The following is a 17,994-nucleotide window of genomic DNA, read 5'->3' as shown; positions in this document are numbered from 1 at the left end:
GATGACCGAGACCTCGCCGCTCGTGCGCCTCAGCGGCGTGCACAAGCGCTATGGCGGCGTCCGCGCGCTGCGGGGCGCGAGCCTCACCGCAGCGGGCGGCGAGGTCCACGGCCTGCTGGGCCCGAACGGCTCCGGCAAGTCCACCCTCGGCAAGGTGCTGGCCGGATCCGTCCGGCCGGATGAGGCCGAGATCGAGCTCGCGGGGGAGCCGGTGCGCATCGGCTCCCCGCGGGCCGCGGCACGCCTCGGCGTCGCCGCCGTCTACCAGCAGCTCAGCCTCGTGCCGGAGCTCACCGTCGGCGAGAACCTCGTGCTCGGCAGCGAGCCCGCGACCGCGGGCTTCCTGTCGGGGCGCGCAGCCCGCAAGCGGGCGCGGCCCGTGCTCGAGCGGCTCGCGCCGGCGCTCGGCGCCGTGCACGCGGACCAGCCCGTGCGGGAGCTCACGCCCGGCCAGCAGCAGCTCGTCGAGATCGGCAAGGCGCTGCTGCGGGAGCCGCGCATCCTCATCCTCGACGAGGCGACCGCCTCGCTCCACCGCGACCAGGTCGCGGTCGTGTTCGAGATCGTGCGCGAGCTGCGCGACCGCGGCGCCGCCGTGCTCTTCGTCTCGCACCGGCTCGACGAGATCACCGAGCTGTGCGACCGCGCGACGATCCTCCGCTCCGGCGAGACGGTCGCCGAGACCGCGATGGCCGGCACCACGCCCGACGAGCTCGTGCAGCTCATGGTCGGCGACGTGCAAGCGGTCGAGCGCGAGCACGGCGAGCGGCCGAGCGGCCGCGTGCGCCTCACCGCGCGCGGCCTCGCCGGCGGCGCGCTGCGCGGCGTCGACCTCGAGGCCCGTGCGGGCGAGGTCGTCGGCCTCGGCGGCCTGCAGGGCCAGGGCCAGTCCGAGCTGCTGCTCGCGCTCTTCGGCGCGACCGCCGCCACCGGCGACGTCGAGGTCGACGGCGAGCCCGTGCGGCTCGCGTCGCCGCGCACCGCGGCGGCGCGCGGCATCGCGCTCGTGCCCGGCGACCGCGGCACGCAGGGCACCCTGCCGCCCCGGCCCATCCAGGAGAACCTGGCGATCGCGAGCCTCGGGCGCCGCACCCGCGCGGGCGTGATCTCCGCGCGGCGCGAGCGCACCGCCGCTGAGTCGATGGTCGAGGCGCTCGCCATCAAGATCGGCGGCCTCGGCGACCCGATCTCGAGCCTCTCCGGCGGCAACGCCCAGAAGGTCGTGTTCGGCAAGTGGCTGCTCACGGAGCCGGGCGTCGTGCTGCTCGACGACCCGACGAAGGGCGTCGACGTCGGCGCGAAGGCCGAGATCTACCGCATCATCCGCCGCATGGCCGACGACGGCGCGACCGTCATCATCAACTCGAGCGAGGACCGCGAGCTCGTGACCGTGTGCGACCGCGTGCTCGTGCTGTTCGAGGGCGCCGTGCGCGCCGAGCTCGTCGGTGACGAGATCACCGAGGAGCGGCTCGTGCAGGCGGCGCTCGTCATCGGCGAGTGCCAGCAGGCGCCGGGCCAGCAGGGACCCGTTCAGCAGGCGCCCGGCCAGGAGCCCCCGGTCCAGCAGCCCGCCCGCACGCACGGCGAGACCGCACCGGACGACACCCACGAGGGAACCCCGTGACCCAGACACCCACCGTCGCAGCCATCGAGGAGCGCCGGCCGCTGACTGAGCGGCTCGGCCGCGTGCGCGTCGCCTCGTGGGCGACCGCTGCGCTGCTGATCGTCGCCGTGGTCGCGGCCGTCGCGCTGCAGCCCAACCTGCTCAGCCCGTACGGCGTCGCCTCGACGTTCGCGACGTTCCTGCCGCTCGTGCTCGTGGCGGTCGCGCAGGCGATCGTCGTGATCGGCGGGGGCCTCGACCTCTCGGCCGGCGCGATCGTGGCGCTCTCGAGCGTCGTCGCCGTGCAGGTGATGCAGGGCGAGGCGGGCAGCGTGCTGCTCGGCTTCCTCACCGCGATCGGCGTCGGCCTGGCGTGCGGCATCGTCAACGGCCTCGTCGTCAGCCGGTTGCGCCTGCAGCCGCTCATCGCGACGTTCGCGACCGCATCCGTCTTCTCCGGGCTCGCGCTGCTCGTGCTGCCCTCGCCGGGTGGCACGGTGCCCGCCATCATCACCGGCACCTTCCGCCAGGCCGTCGGAGGCGTGCCCGTCTCGGTGCTGCTCGTCGTCGCGGTCGCGGCCGGCTGGCTCGTCGTGCGGCATCTGCGCATCATGCGGCACATCCGCGCCACCGGCGGCGGCCCCGCGGCCGCGTTCGCGTCGCTCGTGCCCGTCGCGGGCGCGCAGCTCGCGTCCTACGCGATCTGCGGCGTCATCTGCGGCCTCGCCGGCCTCGCCGTGCTCGGCAACTCCGGCTCGGGCGACCCCTTCATCGGCGGCGACCTCGCACTCAACAGCGTCGCGGCCGTCGTCGTCGGCGGCATCGCGCTGCGGGGTGGCATCGGCTCACCCATCGGCGCGATCGCGGGCGCGATCACGCTCTCGCTCGCCTCGACGATCCTCTTCGCGCTGAGCCTGCCCACCTCGTGGCGCGCGCTCGCCGCGGGCCTCGTCGTCATCCTCGCGCTCGCGCTGAGCGCGCTCGGCGCACCGAGGCGGCAGCGATGAAGCCCGCGACCGCGACCCGCGCGCGCACCCTGCTGCGCGACCCCGTCGTCATCGCTGCGATCATCGCGATCCTGCTCGTCGTCGTCGGCGGCATCCTCAAGCCCGGCTTCGCCTCGCCCGACCAGATCGTGAACATGCTCCGGGTGGCGTCGTTCCTCGGCATCATCGCGATCGGCCAGACCATCGTCGTGCTCTCCGGCGGCGAGGGCATCGACCTCTCGGTCGGCACCGTCGCGACGCTCGGCGCGATCCTCGCGAGCCGCACCATGAACGGGTCGGATGCGCTGCTCGTCCCCGGCATCCTGCTCGCGGTCGGCGTCGCCGCCCTCATCGGCCTCGCGAACGGCCTCGGCATCGTGCTGCTGCGCATCCCGCCGTTCGTCATGACGCTCGGGATGCTCGGCGTGGTCGGCGGGCTCATCCTCGTCGTCACCGGCGGCGTCGCCGACGGCCGCGCAGCCCCTTCGCTCGTGCAGCTCGTGAACGGCCGCGACGTGCTCGGCATCCCCGGCATCCTGCTCGTCTGGGCGCTGCTCGCCGTGATCGTGACGCTCGTGCTGCGGCGCACCACGTTCGGCATGCAGCTCTACGCGACGGGCTCCGGCCGCGAGGCCGCCCGGCTCTCGGGCGTGCCCGTCGGCCGGGTGACCGTGACCGCCTACGTGCTGAGCTCCATCTTCGCCGCGCTCGGCGGCATCGCGATGGTCGGCTACTCGCAGCAGGTCTTCCTGAACCTCGCGAACGACCTGACCCTGCCGTCGATCGCCGCCGTCGTGATCGGCGGGACGCTCGTCGCCGGCGGCGTCGGCGGCTACCTCGGCAGCGCGATCGGCGCGATCGTGCTGACCGTGCTCACCAGCCTCCTGACGACGCTCAGCATGCCCGAATGGGCGCGCATCGTCGTGCAGGGCGTCGTGCTCATCGCGCTGCTGGCGGTCTACGGCCGCCAGCGCAAGCTGCGCACCTGATCCGCAGCCCCTGCTGCACCCCGTGATCGAGAGGATCCCCACCATGGCTCAGCGCTCCGTGCTCGGCGTCGGCATCATCGGCGCCGGCTTCATCGGCGAGTTCCACGTGCGCTCGTGGACCGGCGTGCGCGACGCCGACGTCGTCGCCGTCGCCTCCCGCACCCGCGAGAGCGCCTCGCGGCTCGCGACCATCGCCGAGGAGATCGGCGTCGGCACCGACGTGACCGCGCACGACGACGTGCGCGCGCTCGTCCGCGACGACCGGGTCGACGCCGTCTGGGTGCTCACCCCGAACGACTCCCGCCTCGAGGTCATCCGCGCGATCGTCGAGGAGGTGCGGGGTGGCGCGGCGCTCACCGGCATCGCGATCGAGAAGCCGCTCGGCCGCACCGTGGCCGAGGCGAGGGAGATCCTCGAGCTCGTCGAGTCGGCGGGCCTGCTGCACGCCTACCTCGAGAACCAGGTCTACTCGCCGGCGATCACGCGCGCGCACGAGCTCGTCTGGCGCCGCGGCGCGAGCGAGGCCGGCACGCCCTACCTCGCGCGCTGCGCCGAGGAGCACTCGGGCCCGCACAAGGCGTGGTTCTGGGACGGCGCCAAGCAGGGCGGCGGCGTGCTGAGCGACATGATGTGCCACTCGGTCGAGGCGGGCAGGTACCTGCTCACCCCGCCCGGCGTCGATCCGGCCGACTGGCTCACGCCCGTCTCGGTGACCGCGAGCATCCAGTCGCTCAAGTGGGGCCGACCGGCGTACGCCGAGCAGCTGCTCGAGCTCTACCCGGGCGCCCCCGACTACCGCGAGCGCCCGAGCGAGGACTACGCCCGCGCGGCGTGGGAGTTCGTGAACGGCGACGGCGAGACCGTCATCGCCGAGGGGACCACCTCGTGGAGCTACGTGGGTGCGGGGCTGCGGCTCTCGTTCGAGCTGCTCGGCCCGGAGTACTCGATGCAGTCCGACACGTCGTCGACCGAGTCGAAGGTGTTCCTGTCGCGCGCCATCGGCCAGGGCGTCGGCGAGGACATGCTCGAGAAGCAGAACGCCGAGCAGGGACTCATGCCGGTCGTGGCCGACGAGGCGGCCACCTACGGCTACACCGGCGAGAACCGGCACGTCGCGGCGTGCTTCCTGCGCGGGGAGCAGCCGATGGAGTCGCTGCGGAACGGCGTGGCCGTGGCCGAGCTGCTCATGGCCGCCTACCAGTCGGCGCAGACGGGGCAGACGGTGCGCTGGCCGGTCGACCTCACCGACTTCGTGCCGGACGTCGCGCAGGGCACCTGGAACCCGCGCCGCTGATCGCAGCCGCGAGCACGACGAAGGCCCGCGCGCGAGCGCGGGCCTTCGTCGTGGATCGGGTCAGCCGACGCGGCGGTCCATCGCGCGGACGCCCGCCCACGCGGCGGGCATGAGGGCAGCGGCGAGCGCCCACTTCACGACGCCGCCGACGATGAACGGCAGGAAGCCGAGGGCGAGCGCGCCGACGAGGTCGACGGGCGCGCCCATCGCGGCGAGGACGGCGGCCATGTAGGGGATGCCGAACGCGAACGGGATGAGGCTCGCGGCACCGAAGAGCGCGACGGCGAGCAGCGGGCGGCGGTCCCAGCGGCGCTCCGCGAGCCAGCCGACCACCGCGGCGGTCGCGACGAAGCCGATGATGAAGCCGAAGCTCGGCTTGCCGATCGCGGCGATGCCGCCGGTAAAGGTGGCGAAGATCGGGGCGCCCGCGACGCCCAGCACGAGGTAGCCGACCATCGCGGCGACGCCGCGGCGGAACCCGAGGGTCGCGGCCACGAGCATGACGCCGAGCGTCTGGCCCGTGATCGGGACGGGCCACATCGGGACCTCGACCTGCGCGAGCGCGGCGACGACGGCGATGCCGGCGGCGACGAGCAGCACGTCCTTGACGAGCGTGCGCTGACCGACGAGCACGTCGGCCAGCACCGGCTTCGCGAGCACGGCGGCGGCGGATGAGGAGCGGCGGGGGAGCGGGCGCGGCGCAGTCATGCCGCCAGCCTAGGGGTGCGGCGGTCCCGCGCACCGCATCCACAGGCCCGCGCTGGCGACGGCCCATACGATCGGCCCATGAGCGATCTCTCCACCAAGGCCACCGCACTGCTGACGATGCACGACGAGTTCGTCGTGCTCCCCACCGCGTGGGACGCGTGGTCGGCGCGCACCCTCGTCGACGCGGGCTTCGCCGCCATCACGATCGGCAGCCACCCGCTCGCCGAGTCGCGCGGCCAGGAGGACGGCGAGGGCATGACCCTCGACGACGCGATGGAGGGCATCGCCCGCATCGTCGCATCCGTCGACGTGCCGGTCTCGGCCGACCTCGAGTCGGGCTACGGCGCCGAGCCCGCGGAGCTCATCGAGCGGCTGCTCGAGGCGGGCGCGGTTGGCCTCAACGTCGAGGACACCGTGCATGGCGAGGGCCGGATGCGCGAGGCGCAGGAGCACGCGGACTACGTCGCGGGCCTCCGCGCCGCGGCCGACGCCGCAGGCGTCGACGTCGTGATCAACGCCCGCACCGACGCCTTCGCGCGACCGGAGCTGCACGGCGGCGACCCGCTCGAGCAGGCGATCCTGCGCATGGAGCTCGCCGAGCAGGCCGGCGCGCGGTCGCTCTACCCGGTCAAGCCGCCGACCCCCGAGGCGCTCGCCGCGATCCTCGCGCGGGTGTCGCTGCCCGTCAACGTCACGGCGCACCCCGTCAAGGGCTCGGTCGTCGGCCAGCTCGACGAGATCCGCTCGAGCGGCGCGCGGCGCGTGACGTTCGGCCCGCTGCTGCAGGCGGCGCTCACGGAGTCGATCCAGGAGCTCGTGCAGCCGTGGCGCTGACGGCGCTGCGCTGACGACCGAGTGCTGAGGACCCCGTGCTGACCGGCCCGGGCTGACAGGCGCTGCGGTGCGGGTGCGGGGCCGCTCGACCCGCTGGTAGGCTGGACGGCTGGCTCGCTCAACGCGAGCCGGCCCCCCACCCACTTCGAGAGAGGCTCCCGCGCGTGATCGCCGTGTCCGGATTCGAGCTCTCCGTCGGCCCGCGGACGCTCATGACCGACGTCTCCTTCCGCATCGAGCGGGGCGACAAGATCGGCCTCGTCGGGCGCAACGGCGCCGGCAAGACGACCATGACGAAGGTGCTCGCCGGCATCAGCGACGACCGCGACGGCCACACCTTCTCCGGCAAGGTCGAGCGCAGCGGCGAGATCGGGTACCTGCCGCAGGACCCGCGCTCGGGCGACCCCAAGCAGACGGCCCGCCGACGCATCCTCGACGCCCGCGGCCTCGGCGAGCTCGTCGAGGGCATGCGGCTCGCGACCGAGCAGATGGGCGAGGGCGGCACCGTCGCCGACGAGGCGATGCGCCGCTACAGCCGGCTCGAGGACCGCTTCCTCGCGCTCGGCGGCTACGCGGCCGAGGCCGAGGGCGCCGCGATCGCGTCGAACCTGCAGCTGCCCGACCGCATCCTCGACCAGCAGCTCGAGACGCTCTCCGGCGGTCAGCGCCGTCGCATCGAGCTCGCGCGCATCCTCTTCTCCGGCGCCGACACGATGCTGCTCGACGAGCCGACGAACCACCTCGACGCCGACTCCGTCACGTGGCTCCGCGAGTTCCTCAAGGGCTACCAGGGCGGCCTCCTCATCATCAGCCACGACGTGCAGCTCGTCGAGGAGACCGTCAACCGCGTCTTCTACCTCGACGCCAACCGGCAGGTCATCGACATCTACAACATGTCGTGGAAGCTCTACCTGCGGCAGCGCGAGGCCGACGCGGAGCGCCGCAAGCGCGAGCGCGCCAACGTCGAGAAGGCGGCGAGCCAGCTCGAGATGCAGGCCGCGAAGATGGGCGCGAAGGCGTCGAAGGCCGTCGCGTCGAAGCAGATGGCGAAGCGCGCCGAGCGGATGCGCTCCGGCCTCGAGGACGAGCGCGCCGTCGACCGCGTCGCGAAGCTGCGCTTCCCGAAGCCCGCGCCGGTCGGCAAGACGCCGATCATGGCGCGCGACCTCTCGAAGTCGTACGGCTCGCTCGAGATCTTCACCGCCGTCGACCTCGCGGTCGACCGCGGCTCGCGCGTCGTGATCCTGGGGCTCAACGGCGCCGGCAAGACGACGCTGCTGCGCATCCTGGCCGGCGTCTCGCAGAGCGACACCGGCGAGATCGACCGCGGGCACGGCCTCAAGGTGGGCTACTACGCGCAGGAGCACGAGACCCTCGACGTCGAGCGCTCGGTGCTGTCGAACATGCTGTCGGCCTCGCCCGAGATCACGTCGACCGAGGCGCGCCGCGTGCTCGGCTCCTTCCTGTTCACCGGGGACGACGCCGACAAGCCCGCGCGCGTGCTCTCGGGCGGCGAGAAGACGCGACTGTCGCTCGCGATGCTCGTCGTCTCGAGCGCCAACCTGCTGCTGCTCGACGAGCCGACGAACAACCTCGACCCCGCGAGCCGCGAGGAGATCCTCGGCGCGCTCGGCGCGTACGAGGGCGCCGTCATCCTCGTCAGCCACGACGAGGGCGCGGTCGAGGCGCTCGACCCCGAGCGCGTGCTCATCATGCCCGACGGCACCGAGGACCTCTGGAGCCCGGAGTACCTGGACCTCATCGGCCTGGCCTGACGCGAGAGACGAGGAGCTGCGATGGAGGAGCCCACCGGCTGGCTCGCCGTGGTCCGCGACGCGTTCTCGGCGATCGGCATCCTCGCCTTCGCGATCTCGGGCGCGCTGCTCGCGGTGCAGAAGCGCATGGACGTCGTCGGCATGGCGGGGCTCGCGGTCGTGACGGCGACGGGCGGCGGCATGCTGCGCGACGTGCTCATCGGCGCGACGCCGGTCGCGGCGCTCGTGGACTGGTGGATGCTCGCGGTCGCCCTGGGCGGCGCGCTCGTCGTGCTCGCGCTGCACCGCTGGATGGAGCGACTCGATCGGCCCGTGCTCGTCTTCGACGCGATCGGCCTCGGCATCTTCGCGGTGGAGGGGGCGCGGAAGGCGATCGAGCACGGCGTCGGTCCGGTCGGCGCCGCCTTCGTCGGCATGCTGACGGGCATCGGCGGCGGCATGCTGCGAGACGCGCTCGCCAACGACATCCCGGCGGTCTTCCGACGCGATTCCCGGCTCTACCTTCTGCCCGCGCTCGTCGGCTCGAGCGGCGCAGCTGCCGCGGTCGCGCTCGGCTACGGTCACTGGCTCGTGCTCGCCATCATCGCCGCCGTCGTGACGGCGCTGCGCATCATGAGCGAGCTGCTGCGCTGGCACGTGCCGGCGCTCAAGACGGAGGCGATTCCGACGATCCGGGACTGAGGCGGCGGCGCTCTGCCTAGGCGATCCGCTATTGACAGCGCCGCTATCGACAGCGACACTATCGACATGCGGATCGGTGAGCTCAGCGAGCGGACAGAGGTCAGCAGCGCCTCCATCAAGTTCTACGTGCGCGAGGGACTGCTGCCGCCGCCGGAGCGCGTCGGCTACAACCGCTCCGAGTACGACGACAGCCACGCGGCACGCCTGCGGCTCATCCGGGCGCTGCTCGAGACCGGCGGCCTGAGCGTGCAGGCCGCGCAGCGGGTGCTCGCGGCCGCCGACGACGAGTCGGTGCCGATCCTCGACCTCATGCGCACGGCGCAGGCCGCCATCCCGGTCCCGGAGGCCGCGGCCTCGCCAGAGTCGATCGCGGCGGTGCGCGCGGTCGCCGACCGGATGGGCTGGTCCACCCACGACGAGAACCCGGGGATGCTGCAGTCCGCGCGCGTGCTCGACGCCTACCGCGCGCTCGACCTGCCCGAGCTGGCCGGCCTGCTCGAGCCCTACGCGCGCGCCGCCGACGAGGCGGCCCGCGCGGAGCTCGCCGTGACCGTCGCAGCGCCGGACCGCTCGCGCATGGCGGCGATCGTCGCCGTCGGCACCGTGCTCGGCGACGCGCTCATCGCCGGGCTGCGCCGCATCGCACAGGAGGCCGCGGCGCACGCGGCGATGCGCGACTCCGCTGATCCGCACGCCGCCGAGCTGCGCGACGGGCAGCTCGACCGGGAGCGGTCATGACGCAGCGCCCGATCGTCCAGCGCCCGACCACCCAGCGCGTCCAGCGCCTCACCACCCAGCGCGTGCTGCGCCACCGCCTGCACGGCCCGCTCATCGCCCTCACCGCCCTGATGGGCATCACCGGAGTCGCGAGCATCGTGCTCGCCGTCGTCGCGCCGGTCGAGATCCTGGGCGCGAACGGGTGGCTGAAGCCGCTGAAGTTCTCGATCTCGATCGCCATCTTCGCGGCCACGATCGCGCTCATCCTCGACACGCTGCCCCGGCGGCGCTGGCTGTGGTGGCTCGGCACGGCGATCGCGCTGCTGCTGCTCGCCGAGCAGGTCGTCATCGTGGCGGCCGTCGCGCAGGGGAGCACGAGCCACTTCAACGTCGCGACGGCCGTCGCGAGCACGCTCTACTCGCTCATGGGCGCTTCGATCGCCGCGGTCTGGGTGCTCACGCTCGTGCTCGGCGTGCTCGTCTGGCGCCGTCGCGACGGGGATCCGGCCCGCCGCGCAGCGCTGCGGGCAGGCATCGTGGTGGGGCTCGCCGGGATGGGGCTCGCGTTCCTCATGACCGGCCCCACGAGCGCCCAGCTGAGCGACTTCCAGGGCGTCGCCGGTGCCCACGCGGTCGGCATCGCCGACGGGGGAGCCGGTCTGCCGCTGCTCGGCTGGTCGGTCGAGGGCGGCGACCTGCGCGCGCCCCACTTCATCGGGATGCACGCGCTGCAGGGCCTGCCGCTGCTCGTGTGGGGGCTCGAGGCCCTCGCGCGGCGCGTGCCGTTGCTCGCGAGCGTCAGGACGCGCACGCGGCTCGCGTGGGTCGCGGGCACGGCCTGGGCGGGCGCCACCGCGATCACCCTCTGGCAGGCGCTCCGCGGGGAGTCGATCATCGCCCCGAGCGCGCCCGTCGCGACGGCGACCGCGCTGCTCGCGGTCGGCATCCTCATCGCGACGGCTGCCGTGCTCCGGTCGCCGCGCGTGCCCGAGGCCGGACGCCGCGCGCCGCAGCCCGTCACCTGATCAGCGACGGTCGAGGATGTCGTCCTCGATGTCGGCGTCGCTGCGGCGCCGCCGCACCGGCGCGTCGACGGGCGTCGCCTCCGCGCGGCGCGCGTCCCGCAGCGCCCACCAGAGCGCGGCGAAGCCGCCGAGGGCGAACACGTACCACTGCAGCGAGTACGAGAGGTGCGGCCCCTCGTCGAGCACGGGGCGGGTCGCGACCGCGACGTCGGTCGGCACGTCGTCGCCCTCGGTGACGAGCAGGCCGTAGGCGCCGGTGTAGACGGGTGCGCCGAGCGCTGCGGCGAGCGACGGCAGGTCGACCGAGGCGATCTGCCCGACGGGCGCGCCCCGCCCGGCGATCGTGCCCTCGTTCGGTCGCAGCCGAGCGACCACCGACGTCCGGCCCTCGGGGGTCGCGGGCGCCGAGACCGGCTGCTCCGCGCCCTCGGCCTGGTCGATCCATCCGCGGTCGACGACGAAGACGGTGCCGTCGGTGGTGCGGAAGGGCGTGATCACGTCGAAGCCGACCTCGCCGTCGCGCCAGCGGCCGCGCAGCAGCAGCTGCTCCTCGACGAGGTACTCGCCCTCGACGACCACCGGGGTCCACTGCTGGTCGATGTCGAACGCGTCGAGAGCGGGCAGGACATCCGCGACAGCGGCAGGTGCGCGGTCGTAGTTCGACTCCAGCCGGTCGATCGCGGCGAGCGCCTGCTCGCGGCGCTGCCACTGCCAGACGCCCAGCGCGCAGCAGACGATCGCGAAGACGACGGCCATCGCGAGGTAGCCGAGCCAGCGCGGCTCGCGGAGGAGGCGCAGCATCAGGCGACCCGCTCGACCGTCTCGCCGAAGGCGGTGATCGTGACGGGGAACGCGCGCGACCGCAGCCAGGCGGCGAGCGACTCGCGATGGGCATCGCATGCGGCCCAGGTCTTCACCCGGTCGACGTCGTGGATGCGCGGATTGCGCCAGTGCACCGCGTGCACGGCCGGCGCCGTGCAGCCCGCGGCGGAGCAGCGCGTGCCCGTGTCGCCATCGAGCATCGAGAGCAGGCTCACGCCGTGGGCTCCGTCCTCGGCGATCCGTCGCTCGAGTGCGCGGGACCGCCGGGGCGCGCGTCGTCGTCCGGATCGGCGGGGTCGTCGTGGTGCGTCGGTGCGGCGGGCAGGGCGTTCGGCGAAATCCGACCCGTATCTGCGGGCCCGCGCGTCGTGGCGTTGGCGATCACCACCGCGAAGTACGGCAGGAACACCGCGAAGAAGGCGGGGATGAGCTTCCACCAGTCGGGCACCACGAAGAAGACGCCAAGGGCCGCGACGCGCACGAGCATCAGGATCAGGTACAGCCGGAATCGCCTCTGACGTTCCTCGTCAGGGGAGATCGGGAGGTCGGTGATCGACGCGGATCGCTGTCGCATGGCTCTTGCCACTCTACGCGCGCGCATGCGGCGGCGTCTGTGCTGTGGGCGGAATCCGGCCGAGCCATAGGCTGGCGGGCATGACCTCTCGCACCGTGCTCGTCACCGGCGGCAACCGCGGCATCGGCCGCGCCATCGCCCAGTCCTTCCTCGATGCGGGCCACCGCGTCGCGATCACCTCGCGCGACGGGTCCGGCCCGGAGGGCGCCCTCGCGGTCGCCGCGGACGTCACCGACGCCGCATCCATCGACGCCGCGTTCACGCAGATCGAGGCCGAGCTCGGGCCGATCGAGGTCGTCGTCGCCAACGCGGGCATCACTCGCGACACGCTGCTCATGCGCATGAGCGAGCAGGACTTCACCGACGTCGTCGACACGAACCTCGGCGGCGCGTTCCGCGTGGTGCAGCGCGCGTCAAAGGGGATGCTGCGCAAGAAGTGGGGACGCATCGTGCTCATCTCGAGCGTCGTCGGCCTCTACGGCGGGCCCGGTCAGGTCAACTACGCAGCATCGAAGGCCGGACTCGTCGGCATCGCCCGCTCGATCACGCGCGAGCTCGGCTCCCGCGGCATCACGGCCAACGTCGTCGCGCCGGGCTTCATCGAGACCGACATGACCGCGGCCCTCGACGACGCCACCCAGGCCGAGTACAAGCAGGCCATCCCGGCCGGCCGCTACGGCAGCCCCGAGGAGATCGCCGGCGTCGTCCGCTGGATCGCGAGCGACGAAGCCGCCTACATCTCGGGCGCCGTCATCCCGGTCGACGGCGGCCTCGGCATGGGCCACTGAGGGCCCCCTCGGGAACCGACGGATCGGAGCCGATCGTGGAGAGCCGCCACCTGAGCGTCGTCATCCGGCGCGATCCGCACGCAGTCGCGGCGTTCGCGGGCGACCCGCAGCGGCTGCCCGACTGGGCCGCCGGCCTCGCCGCGGGCGAGCCGCGCGTCGATGGCGATGTGCTCGTCGTCAGCTCGCCGATGGGGGAGGTGCGGGTGCGGTTCGCGCCGCCCAACGACCTCGGCGTGCTCGACCACGAGGTGACGCTGCCCGACGGCACGGCCGTGCACAACCCGCTGCGCGTGCTCCCGCATCCGCTCGGCGCGGAGGTCGTCTTCACGCTGCGGCGCCTCGACGGCGTGACGGCGGATGCCTTCGAGGCCGATGCGACGGCCGTCGCGGCCGACCTCGTGCGCCTGCGGTCGCTGCTCGAGGGGTAGGCCCGGCAGCGTCAGCCGGGCAGCAGCGCGAGCAGCTCGCGGAAGTCGGGCACGTCGACGACGTGCGTCGCCTGCGCCCGCACCGCGGGCTTCGCGCAGAACGCGACCGAGATGCCGGCGACCGCCATCATGAGCAGGTCGTTGGCGCCGTCGCCGACCGCCATGATCCGCTCGCGCGGCACCTGGAGGTTCAGGCGCAGCGACTCGAGCGTGTCGCGCTTCGCCGCGCCGTCGATCACGGGGCCGATCGAGCGGCCGGTCAGCCGGCCGTCCGCGACCTCGAGCCGGTTGGCGCGCGTGTGGTCGACGCCCAGCTCGGCGGCGAGCGGGTCGAGCACCTCGTGGAAGCCGCCGGAGACCGCTGCGATCGCGCCGCCGCGCTCGTGGACGGCGGCGATGAGCTCCGGCACGCCGGGCGTGACGGTGATCTGCGCGCGCGCCTCGTCGACGATCGACGCGGGCAGGCCCTCGAGCACGAGCAGCCGCTCGGCGAGCGACGCGGCGAAGTCGATCTCGCCGCGCATCGCGCGCTCCGTCACCGCGGCGACGTGGCGCTCGGCGTCGGGCCCGACGGCGCGCGCGAGCAGCTCGATGACCTCGTCGCGGATGAGCGTCGAGTCGACATCGGTGACGACCAGCAGGCTGGCCGTCGTCACCGCATGATCTTCTGGCCCTTGCCGACCGTCACGATGCCGGAGGTCGAGATCGCGAAGCCGCGCGCCCGATCCGCCTCGTGGTCGACGCCGATCTGGACCCCGGGGCCGATCTCGACGGCTTTGTCGATGATCGCGCGGCGCACGACCGCGCCGGCGCCCACGTGCACCTGGTCGAAGAGCACCGCGTCGGAGACCGTCGCGCCCGCATCGATCGTGCACCAGGGCGAGACGACGCTGCGGACGATCGAGGCGCCCTGCACGACGGAGCCCGCGCCCACGATCGCCTCATTGACGTCGGCGGCCCGGCCCCACGCGTCGCGGGTGAACTTCGCGGGCGGCGCGTTCACCGTCTGCGTGTAGATCGGCCACTCGCGGTTGTAGAGGTTGAAGATCGGCAGCGCCGAGATGAGGTCCATGTGCGCGTCGAAGAACGACTCGATCGTCCCGACGTCGCGCCAGTAGTACTTGTCGCGCTCGGTCGCGCCCGGCACGGTGTTGTTCTTGAGGTCGTACATCGCGGCCTCGCCGCGCTCGACGAACCAGGGCACGATGTCGCCGCCCATGTCGTGGCCGGAGCCCTCGAGCTCGTTGTCGACGGTGACGGCCTCGACGAGCGCATCCGCGTCGAAGACGTAGTTGCCCATCGACGCGAGCACCTCGCCGGGTCCGACCGCGTAGGCGGTCGCGTCGGCGGGCTTCTCGTGGAAGGCCTTGATGAAGCCGTCGCGCTCCTCGTCCTCCTCGATCACGCCGAACTGGTTGGCGAGCTCGATGGGCTGGCGGATGCCCGCGACCGTCGCGCGCGCCCCGGAGGCGATGTGCGCGTCGATCATGTCCCGGAAGTCCATCCGGTAGACGTGGTCGGCGCCGACCACGACGACGATGTCGGGCTTCTCGTCGGCGATCAGGTTGAGCGACTGGAAGATCGCGTCGCCGGAGCCTGCGAACCAGTGCTTGCCCGTGCGCTGCTGGGCGGGCACCGACGTGACGTAGGCGTTCAGCATCGACGACATCCGCCAGACCTGCGAGATGTGGCGATCGAGCGAGTGCGACTTGTACTGCGTCAGCACGACGATCTGGCGGAGGCTCGAGTTGATGAGGTTCGAGATGGCGAAGTCGATCAATCGGTAAGCACCGCCGAACGGCACGGCGGGCTTGGCCCGATCCGCGGTCAGCGGCATCAGCCGCTTGCCCTCGCCACCGGCCAGCACGATCCCGAAGACCTTCTTGTCCATAGGCGCCACCCTATGTGCCCCGTCTGAGGATGACCAGACAATGCCCGCCGGGCTGCGCGCCGCACGGGTAGCGTGTGGCCATGCGCATCGACCTGCTCACCAAGGAGTACCCGCCGGCCGTCTACGGCGGCGCCGGCGTCCATGCCGCCGAGCTCGTGAAGGCGCTGCGGCGCTCGATCGAGGTGCAGGTGCGCTGCTTCGGCGCCGACCGCGACGAGGCGGATGTCACCGCCTACGACGTGCCGGCGGAGCTCGCGTCCGCGAACGGCGCGCTGCAGACCGTCGCGGTCGACCTGCAGATCGCCGACGCCGTCGCCGGCAGCGACCTCGTGCACTCGCACACCTGGTACGCCAACGAGGCCGGCAGGCTCGCGCAGGAGCTGCACGGCATCCCGCACGTCGTCACCGCGCACTCGCTCGAGCCGCTGCGCCCCTGGAAGTCGGAGCAGCTCGGCGGCGGGTACCGCATCTCGAGCGACATCGAGCGTCGCGCCTACGAGGCCGCCGATCGCGTCATCGCCGTCTCGGACGGCATGCGCGCCGACATCCTGCGCTCGTACCCGGCGCTCGACCCCGAGCGGGTCATCACGATCTACAACGGCATCGACCTCGAGGACTGGGCGCCCAACCCGGACGCCGACCGCGCCCGCGAGCTGGGGCTCGACCCCGCGCGCCCGTCGGTCGTCTTCGTGGGCCGCATCACGCGCCAGAAGGGACTGCCGCACCTGCTGCGCGCGGCGAGCGCGCTGCCCGACGACGTGCAGCTCATCCTCTGCGCCGGCGCGCCAGACACCCCCGAGATCCTCGCCGAGGTCAAGGCGCTCGTCGCCGAGCTGCAGACGACCCGTGAGGGCGTGGTGTGGATCGACGAGGTGCTCCCGCGCACCGACCTGCGGGCGCTGCTCACGCACGCGACGACCTTCGTCTGCCCGAGCGTCTACGAGCCGCTCGGCATCGTCAACCTCGAGGCGATGGCGTGCGGCGCGCCCGTCGTCGGCAGCGCGACCGGCGGCATCCCCGAGGTCATCGACGACGGCGTGACGGGGTTCCTCGTGCCGATCGACCAGGTGCAGGACGGCACGGGCACGCCCACCGACCCCGACCGCTACGTCGCCGACCTCGCCGACGCGCTGACGCGGATGGTCGCCGACCCCGAGGCCGCACGGCGGATGGGCGAGGCCGGCCGGGAGCGCGCCCGGGAGCGCTTCGACTGGGGCCGGATCGCCGATCAGACGCGCGAGGTCTACGAGACGGTGATCGCCGAGCGGGCGGCAGGCGCGGCGCGGCGCTGACCGCCGCGGCGAGGAAGAGCCCCGGGCGATCGGTAGGCTCGCAGGCATGGCCAGCGTCCTCGAGCTCACCGACGTCTCGTTCGTCCGGAACGGCAACCGCATCCTCGACAACGTCTCCTGGACGGTCGACGAGGCCGACCGCTGGGTGATCCTCGGCCCGAACGGCGCCGGCAAGTCGACGATCCTGCAGCTCGCCGCGGCGAACCAGCACCCGACGTCCGGCACGGTCGACCTGCTGGGGGAGCGGATCGGCAAGGTCGACGTCTTCGAGCTGCGCACCCGCATCGGGCTCGCCGCCACCGGGCTCGCGCGGCGCATCCCCGCGACCGAGCGGGTGGGCGACGTCGTGCTCACCGCCGCCTACGCCGTCACCGGCCGGTGGCAGGAGCGCTACGAGTCGTTCGACCTCGAGCGCGCCGCCGAGGTGATGGATGCGTGGGACCTCAGCGCGCTCTCGACCCGCACGTTCGGCACGCTGTCCGACGGCGAGCGCAAGCGCGTGCAGATCGCGCGTGCCGTGATGACGGATCCCGAGCTCATGCTGCTCGACGAGCCCGCCGGCAGCCTCGATCTCGGCGCGCGCGAGTCGCTGCTGCAGTCGCTCGAGGACTACGCGTCGAGCAGCCTCGCGCCGGCGATCGTGATGGTCACGCACCACGTCGAGGAGATCCCGCCCGGCTTCACCCACGGCATGCTGCTGCGCGACGGCGGGATCGTCGCCGCCGGGCCGCTCGACGAGGTGCTGACGGACGCGCGGCTCACCGAGACCTTCGGGCTGCCGCTCGAGGTGCGGCACGAGAACGGCCGCTGGTCGGCGCGCGCGCCGCGCTGAGAGTCGCCCATCGCCCGCATCTTTGATACCATCGTCTGTCGGCCCGCAGTTTGGCCGAAGACTTCCCGCGCTCGAGCGACCAAGGACTGACATGAAGACCGAGATCCACCCCGACTACAAGCCGATCGTGTTCCGCGACCTCGCCTCGGGCGAGACGTTCCTCACGCGCTCGACCGTGACCAGCAACAAGACGATCGAGCTGGACGGCGAGACCTACCCGGTCATCGACGTCGAGATCTCGAGCGCCTCGCACCCGTTCTACACGGGCAAGCAGCGCATCATGGACTCCGCCGGCCGCGTCGAGAAGTTCAAGAACCGCTACAAGGGCTTCGGCGGCTGATCGCACCCCATACGCCCAGAGGGCGACGAGCTTCGGCTCGTCGCCCTCTGTCGTGTTCCGGCCTGCGCTGATCGAGTAGCACGCGGCCGCCACCCCCGCTGATCGAGGAGCACGCGGCCGCCACCCCCGCTGATCGAGTAGCACGCGGCCGCCAGGCCGCGCGCGTATCGAGATCACGGCCGGGACGACGGCGCGGGGTGTGAGATCGATCGGCCTGACCCGGCCGCCAGCGCTCCATAGCGGCCAGCGCCGCGCTCAGACCGATCGGACTCACGCATCCGTCGTCTCGATACGCGCGGCGGCAAGCCGCCGTGCTACTCGACGAGCGTGTGGAGCCCATCCCCGCTGATCGAGTAGCACGCGGCCGCCAGGCCGCGCGCGTATCGAGATCACCCGTTCACGGAGAAAGCGGTGA

The 17,994-nt window shown here is 72.9% G+C and carries 20 protein-coding genes; 14 read left to right on the top strand and 6 right to left on the bottom strand.

What is annotated here, in order from left to right; all coding sequences use genetic code 11:
* Nucleotide 1 precedes the first annotated feature (1 nt).
* From ACVWW9_RS12390 to ACVWW9_RS12375, 4 genes are read left to right on the top strand one after another with little or no spacing between them, the layout of a single operon-like run.
* Nucleotides 2-1,624 (top strand): sugar ABC transporter ATP-binding protein, encoded by a 1,623-nt coding sequence (locus ACVWW9_RS12390; RefSeq protein ID WP_456515767.1) that lies wholly within the window; start codon nucleotides 2-4, stop codon nucleotides 1,622-1,624.
* Entirely contained in the window at nucleotides 1,621-2,610 is a 990-nt protein-coding gene (locus tag ACVWW9_RS12385) for an ABC transporter permease (protein WP_456515766.1), read from the top strand. Before ACVWW9_RS12390 ends, ACVWW9_RS12385 begins: the two co-directional genes overlap by 4 nt.
* Nucleotides 2,607-3,578, top strand: a complete 972-nt coding sequence (locus tag ACVWW9_RS12380) for an ABC transporter permease (RefSeq protein WP_456515765.1) — start codon at nucleotides 2,607-2,609, stop codon at nucleotides 3,576-3,578. Before ACVWW9_RS12385 ends, ACVWW9_RS12380 begins: the two co-directional genes overlap by 4 nt.
* A gap of 43 nt (nucleotides 3,579-3,621) precedes the next feature.
* Nucleotides 3,622-4,872 carry a Gfo/Idh/MocA family protein gene (locus ACVWW9_RS12375; RefSeq protein ID WP_456515764.1) on the top strand — a complete coding sequence of 417 codons (1,251 nt, stop codon included), beginning with the start codon at nucleotides 3,622-3,624 and terminating at the stop codon, nucleotides 4,870-4,872.
* 60 nt (nucleotides 4,873-4,932) lie between these two features.
* Here ACVWW9_RS12375 and ACVWW9_RS12370 read toward each other — a convergent pair whose 3' ends face one another.
* Complete coding sequence (locus tag ACVWW9_RS12370) at nucleotides 4,933-5,580, bottom strand: biotin transporter BioY (protein ID WP_456515763.1); 648 nt, start codon at nucleotides 5,578-5,580, stop codon at nucleotides 4,933-4,935.
* A gap of 78 nt (nucleotides 5,581-5,658) precedes the next feature.
* Here ACVWW9_RS12370 and ACVWW9_RS12365 point away from each other — a divergent pair, with 78 nt between their 5' ends.
* From ACVWW9_RS12365 to ACVWW9_RS12345, 5 genes are all read left to right on the top strand, one after another.
* Nucleotides 5,659-6,414: an isocitrate lyase/PEP mutase family protein gene (locus tag ACVWW9_RS12365; protein ID WP_456515762.1), complete on the top strand. Its 756-nt coding sequence runs from the start codon at nucleotides 5,659-5,661 to the stop codon at nucleotides 6,412-6,414.
* Nucleotides 6,415-6,626: 212 nt separating this feature from the next.
* Nucleotides 6,627-8,189, top strand: coding sequence for an ABC-F family ATP-binding cassette domain-containing protein (locus ACVWW9_RS12360; protein ID WP_456516031.1), 1,563 nt, complete (start codon nucleotides 6,627-6,629; stop codon nucleotides 8,187-8,189).
* A 21-nt stretch (nucleotides 8,190-8,210) separates the two neighbouring features.
* The gene (locus tag ACVWW9_RS12355; protein WP_354260730.1) at nucleotides 8,211-8,870 is read left to right on the top strand and encodes a trimeric intracellular cation channel family protein; all 660 of its coding nucleotides are present in this window, start codon (nucleotides 8,211-8,213) and stop codon (nucleotides 8,868-8,870) included.
* Nucleotides 8,871-8,936: 66 nt separating this feature from the next.
* Entirely contained in the window at nucleotides 8,937-9,608 is a 672-nt protein-coding gene (locus ACVWW9_RS12350) for a MerR family transcriptional regulator (protein WP_456515761.1), read from the top strand.
* Nucleotides 9,605-10,612, top strand: coding sequence for a hypothetical protein (locus ACVWW9_RS12345; RefSeq protein ID WP_456515760.1), 1,008 nt, complete (start codon nucleotides 9,605-9,607; stop codon nucleotides 10,610-10,612). The genes ACVWW9_RS12350 and ACVWW9_RS12345 overlap by 4 nt, the downstream gene beginning before the upstream one ends.
* On the opposite strand, the gene ACVWW9_RS12340 is transcribed toward ACVWW9_RS12345, so the two are convergent.
* The 3 genes from ACVWW9_RS12340 to ACVWW9_RS12330 are packed head-to-tail and all read right to left on the bottom strand — an operon-like array spanning nucleotide 10,613 to nucleotide 12,008.
* On the bottom strand, nucleotides 10,613-11,413 hold the full coding sequence (locus ACVWW9_RS12340; RefSeq protein WP_456515759.1) for an SURF1 family cytochrome oxidase biogenesis protein: 801 nt from the start codon (nucleotides 11,411-11,413) through the stop codon (nucleotides 10,613-10,615).
* Nucleotides 11,413-11,649 (bottom strand): hypothetical protein, encoded by a 237-nt coding sequence (locus ACVWW9_RS12335; RefSeq protein ID WP_245989893.1) that lies wholly within the window; start codon nucleotides 11,647-11,649, stop codon nucleotides 11,413-11,415. Before ACVWW9_RS12335 ends, ACVWW9_RS12340 begins: the two co-directional genes overlap by 1 nt.
* On the bottom strand, nucleotides 11,646-12,008 hold the full coding sequence (locus ACVWW9_RS12330) for a DUF3099 domain-containing protein (RefSeq protein WP_456515758.1): 363 nt from the start codon (nucleotides 12,006-12,008) through the stop codon (nucleotides 11,646-11,648). Before ACVWW9_RS12330 ends, ACVWW9_RS12335 begins: the two co-directional genes overlap by 4 nt.
* Nucleotides 12,009-12,088: 80 nt before the next feature.
* On the opposite strand from ACVWW9_RS12330, the gene fabG reads away from it, so the two are divergent.
* Complete coding sequence (gene fabG / locus ACVWW9_RS12325) at nucleotides 12,089-12,796, top strand: 3-oxoacyl-ACP reductase FabG (protein ID WP_456515757.1); 708 nt, start codon at nucleotides 12,089-12,091, stop codon at nucleotides 12,794-12,796.
* A gap of 35 nt (nucleotides 12,797-12,831) precedes the next feature.
* The gene (locus ACVWW9_RS12320) at nucleotides 12,832-13,224 is read left to right on the top strand and encodes an SRPBCC family protein (protein WP_456515756.1); all 393 of its coding nucleotides are present in this window, start codon (nucleotides 12,832-12,834) and stop codon (nucleotides 13,222-13,224) included.
* A gap of 11 nt (nucleotides 13,225-13,235) precedes the next feature.
* Here ACVWW9_RS12320 and serB read toward each other — a convergent pair whose 3' ends face one another.
* Nucleotides 13,236-13,880 carry a phosphoserine phosphatase SerB gene (gene serB / locus ACVWW9_RS12315; RefSeq protein ID WP_456515755.1) on the bottom strand — a complete coding sequence of 215 codons (645 nt, stop codon included), beginning with the start codon at nucleotides 13,878-13,880 and terminating at the stop codon, nucleotides 13,236-13,238.
* Complete coding sequence (gene glgC, locus ACVWW9_RS12310) at nucleotides 13,877-15,115, bottom strand: glucose-1-phosphate adenylyltransferase (protein ID WP_123697894.1); 1,239 nt, start codon at nucleotides 15,113-15,115, stop codon at nucleotides 13,877-13,879. The genes serB and glgC overlap by 4 nt, the downstream gene beginning before the upstream one ends.
* Nucleotides 15,116-15,195: 80 nt before the next feature.
* Here glgC and glgA point away from each other — a divergent pair, with 80 nt between their 5' ends.
* The 3 genes from glgA (at nucleotide 15,196) to ACVWW9_RS12295 (ending at nucleotide 17,579) form a co-directional block, all read left to right on the top strand.
* The gene (gene glgA, locus ACVWW9_RS12305; protein ID WP_456515754.1) at nucleotides 15,196-16,407 is read left to right on the top strand and encodes a glycogen synthase; all 1,212 of its coding nucleotides are present in this window, start codon (nucleotides 15,196-15,198) and stop codon (nucleotides 16,405-16,407) included.
* Nucleotides 16,408-16,453: 46 nt separating this feature from the next.
* A complete protein-coding gene (locus ACVWW9_RS12300; protein ID WP_354260748.1) occupies nucleotides 16,454-17,239 on the top strand; it encodes an ABC transporter ATP-binding protein in 786 nt (261 codons plus the stop codon).
* A 91-nt stretch (nucleotides 17,240-17,330) separates the two neighbouring features.
* Nucleotides 17,331-17,579 carry a type B 50S ribosomal protein L31 gene (locus ACVWW9_RS12295; RefSeq protein ID WP_123697891.1) on the top strand — a complete coding sequence of 83 codons (249 nt, stop codon included), beginning with the start codon at nucleotides 17,331-17,333 and terminating at the stop codon, nucleotides 17,577-17,579.
* Nucleotides 17,580-17,994: the final 415 nt, after the last annotated feature.

This window comes from Agrococcus sp. UYP33 (genome assembly GCF_054060915.1).
Note: the sequence above shows the minus strand (reverse complement) of the source record. Positions and strands in the feature narration are given on the sequence as shown.

What these genes read in the sequence shown, in the direction of transcription:
- ACVWW9_RS12390 (WP_456515767.1), top strand. Translation starts at nt 2, where the DNA reads ATGACCGAGACCTCGCCGCTCGTGCGCCTCAGCGGCGTGCACAAGCGC.
- ACVWW9_RS12380 (WP_456515765.1), top strand. Translation starts at nt 2,607, where the DNA reads ATGAAGCCCGCGACCGCGACCCGCGCGCGCACCCTGCTGCGCGACCCC.
- ACVWW9_RS12375 (WP_456515764.1), top strand. Translation starts at nt 3,622, where the DNA reads ATGGCTCAGCGCTCCGTGCTCGGCGTCGGCATCATCGGCGCCGGCTTC.
- ACVWW9_RS12370 (WP_456515763.1), bottom strand. Translation starts at nt 5,580, where the DNA reads ATGACTGCGCCGCGCCCGCTCCCCCGCCGCTCCTCATCCGCCGCCGCC.
- ACVWW9_RS12365 (WP_456515762.1), top strand. Translation starts at nt 5,659, where the DNA reads ATGAGCGATCTCTCCACCAAGGCCACCGCACTGCTGACGATGCACGAC.
- ACVWW9_RS12360 (WP_456516031.1), top strand. Translation starts at nt 6,627, where the DNA reads ATGACCGACGTCTCCTTCCGCATCGAGCGGGGCGACAAGATCGGCCTC.
- ACVWW9_RS12355 (WP_354260730.1), top strand. Translation starts at nt 8,211, where the DNA reads ATGGAGGAGCCCACCGGCTGGCTCGCCGTGGTCCGCGACGCGTTCTCG.
- ACVWW9_RS12350 (WP_456515761.1), top strand. Translation starts at nt 8,937, where the DNA reads ATGCGGATCGGTGAGCTCAGCGAGCGGACAGAGGTCAGCAGCGCCTCC.
- ACVWW9_RS12345 (WP_456515760.1), top strand. Translation starts at nt 9,605, where the DNA reads ATGACGCAGCGCCCGATCGTCCAGCGCCCGACCACCCAGCGCGTCCAG.
- ACVWW9_RS12340 (WP_456515759.1), bottom strand. Translation starts at nt 11,413, where the DNA reads ATGCTGCGCCTCCTCCGCGAGCCGCGCTGGCTCGGCTACCTCGCGATG.
- ACVWW9_RS12330 (WP_456515758.1), bottom strand. Translation starts at nt 12,008, where the DNA reads ATGCGACAGCGATCCGCGTCGATCACCGACCTCCCGATCTCCCCTGAC.
- fabG (WP_456515757.1), top strand. Translation starts at nt 12,089, where the DNA reads ATGACCTCTCGCACCGTGCTCGTCACCGGCGGCAACCGCGGCATCGGC.
- glgC (WP_123697894.1), bottom strand. Translation starts at nt 15,115, where the DNA reads ATGGACAAGAAGGTCTTCGGGATCGTGCTGGCCGGTGGCGAGGGCAAG.
- glgA (WP_456515754.1), top strand. Translation starts at nt 15,196, where the DNA reads ATGCGCATCGACCTGCTCACCAAGGAGTACCCGCCGGCCGTCTACGGC.
- ACVWW9_RS12300 (WP_354260748.1), top strand. Translation starts at nt 16,454, where the DNA reads ATGGCCAGCGTCCTCGAGCTCACCGACGTCTCGTTCGTCCGGAACGGC.
- ACVWW9_RS12295 (WP_123697891.1), top strand. Translation starts at nt 17,331, where the DNA reads ATGAAGACCGAGATCCACCCCGACTACAAGCCGATCGTGTTCCGCGAC.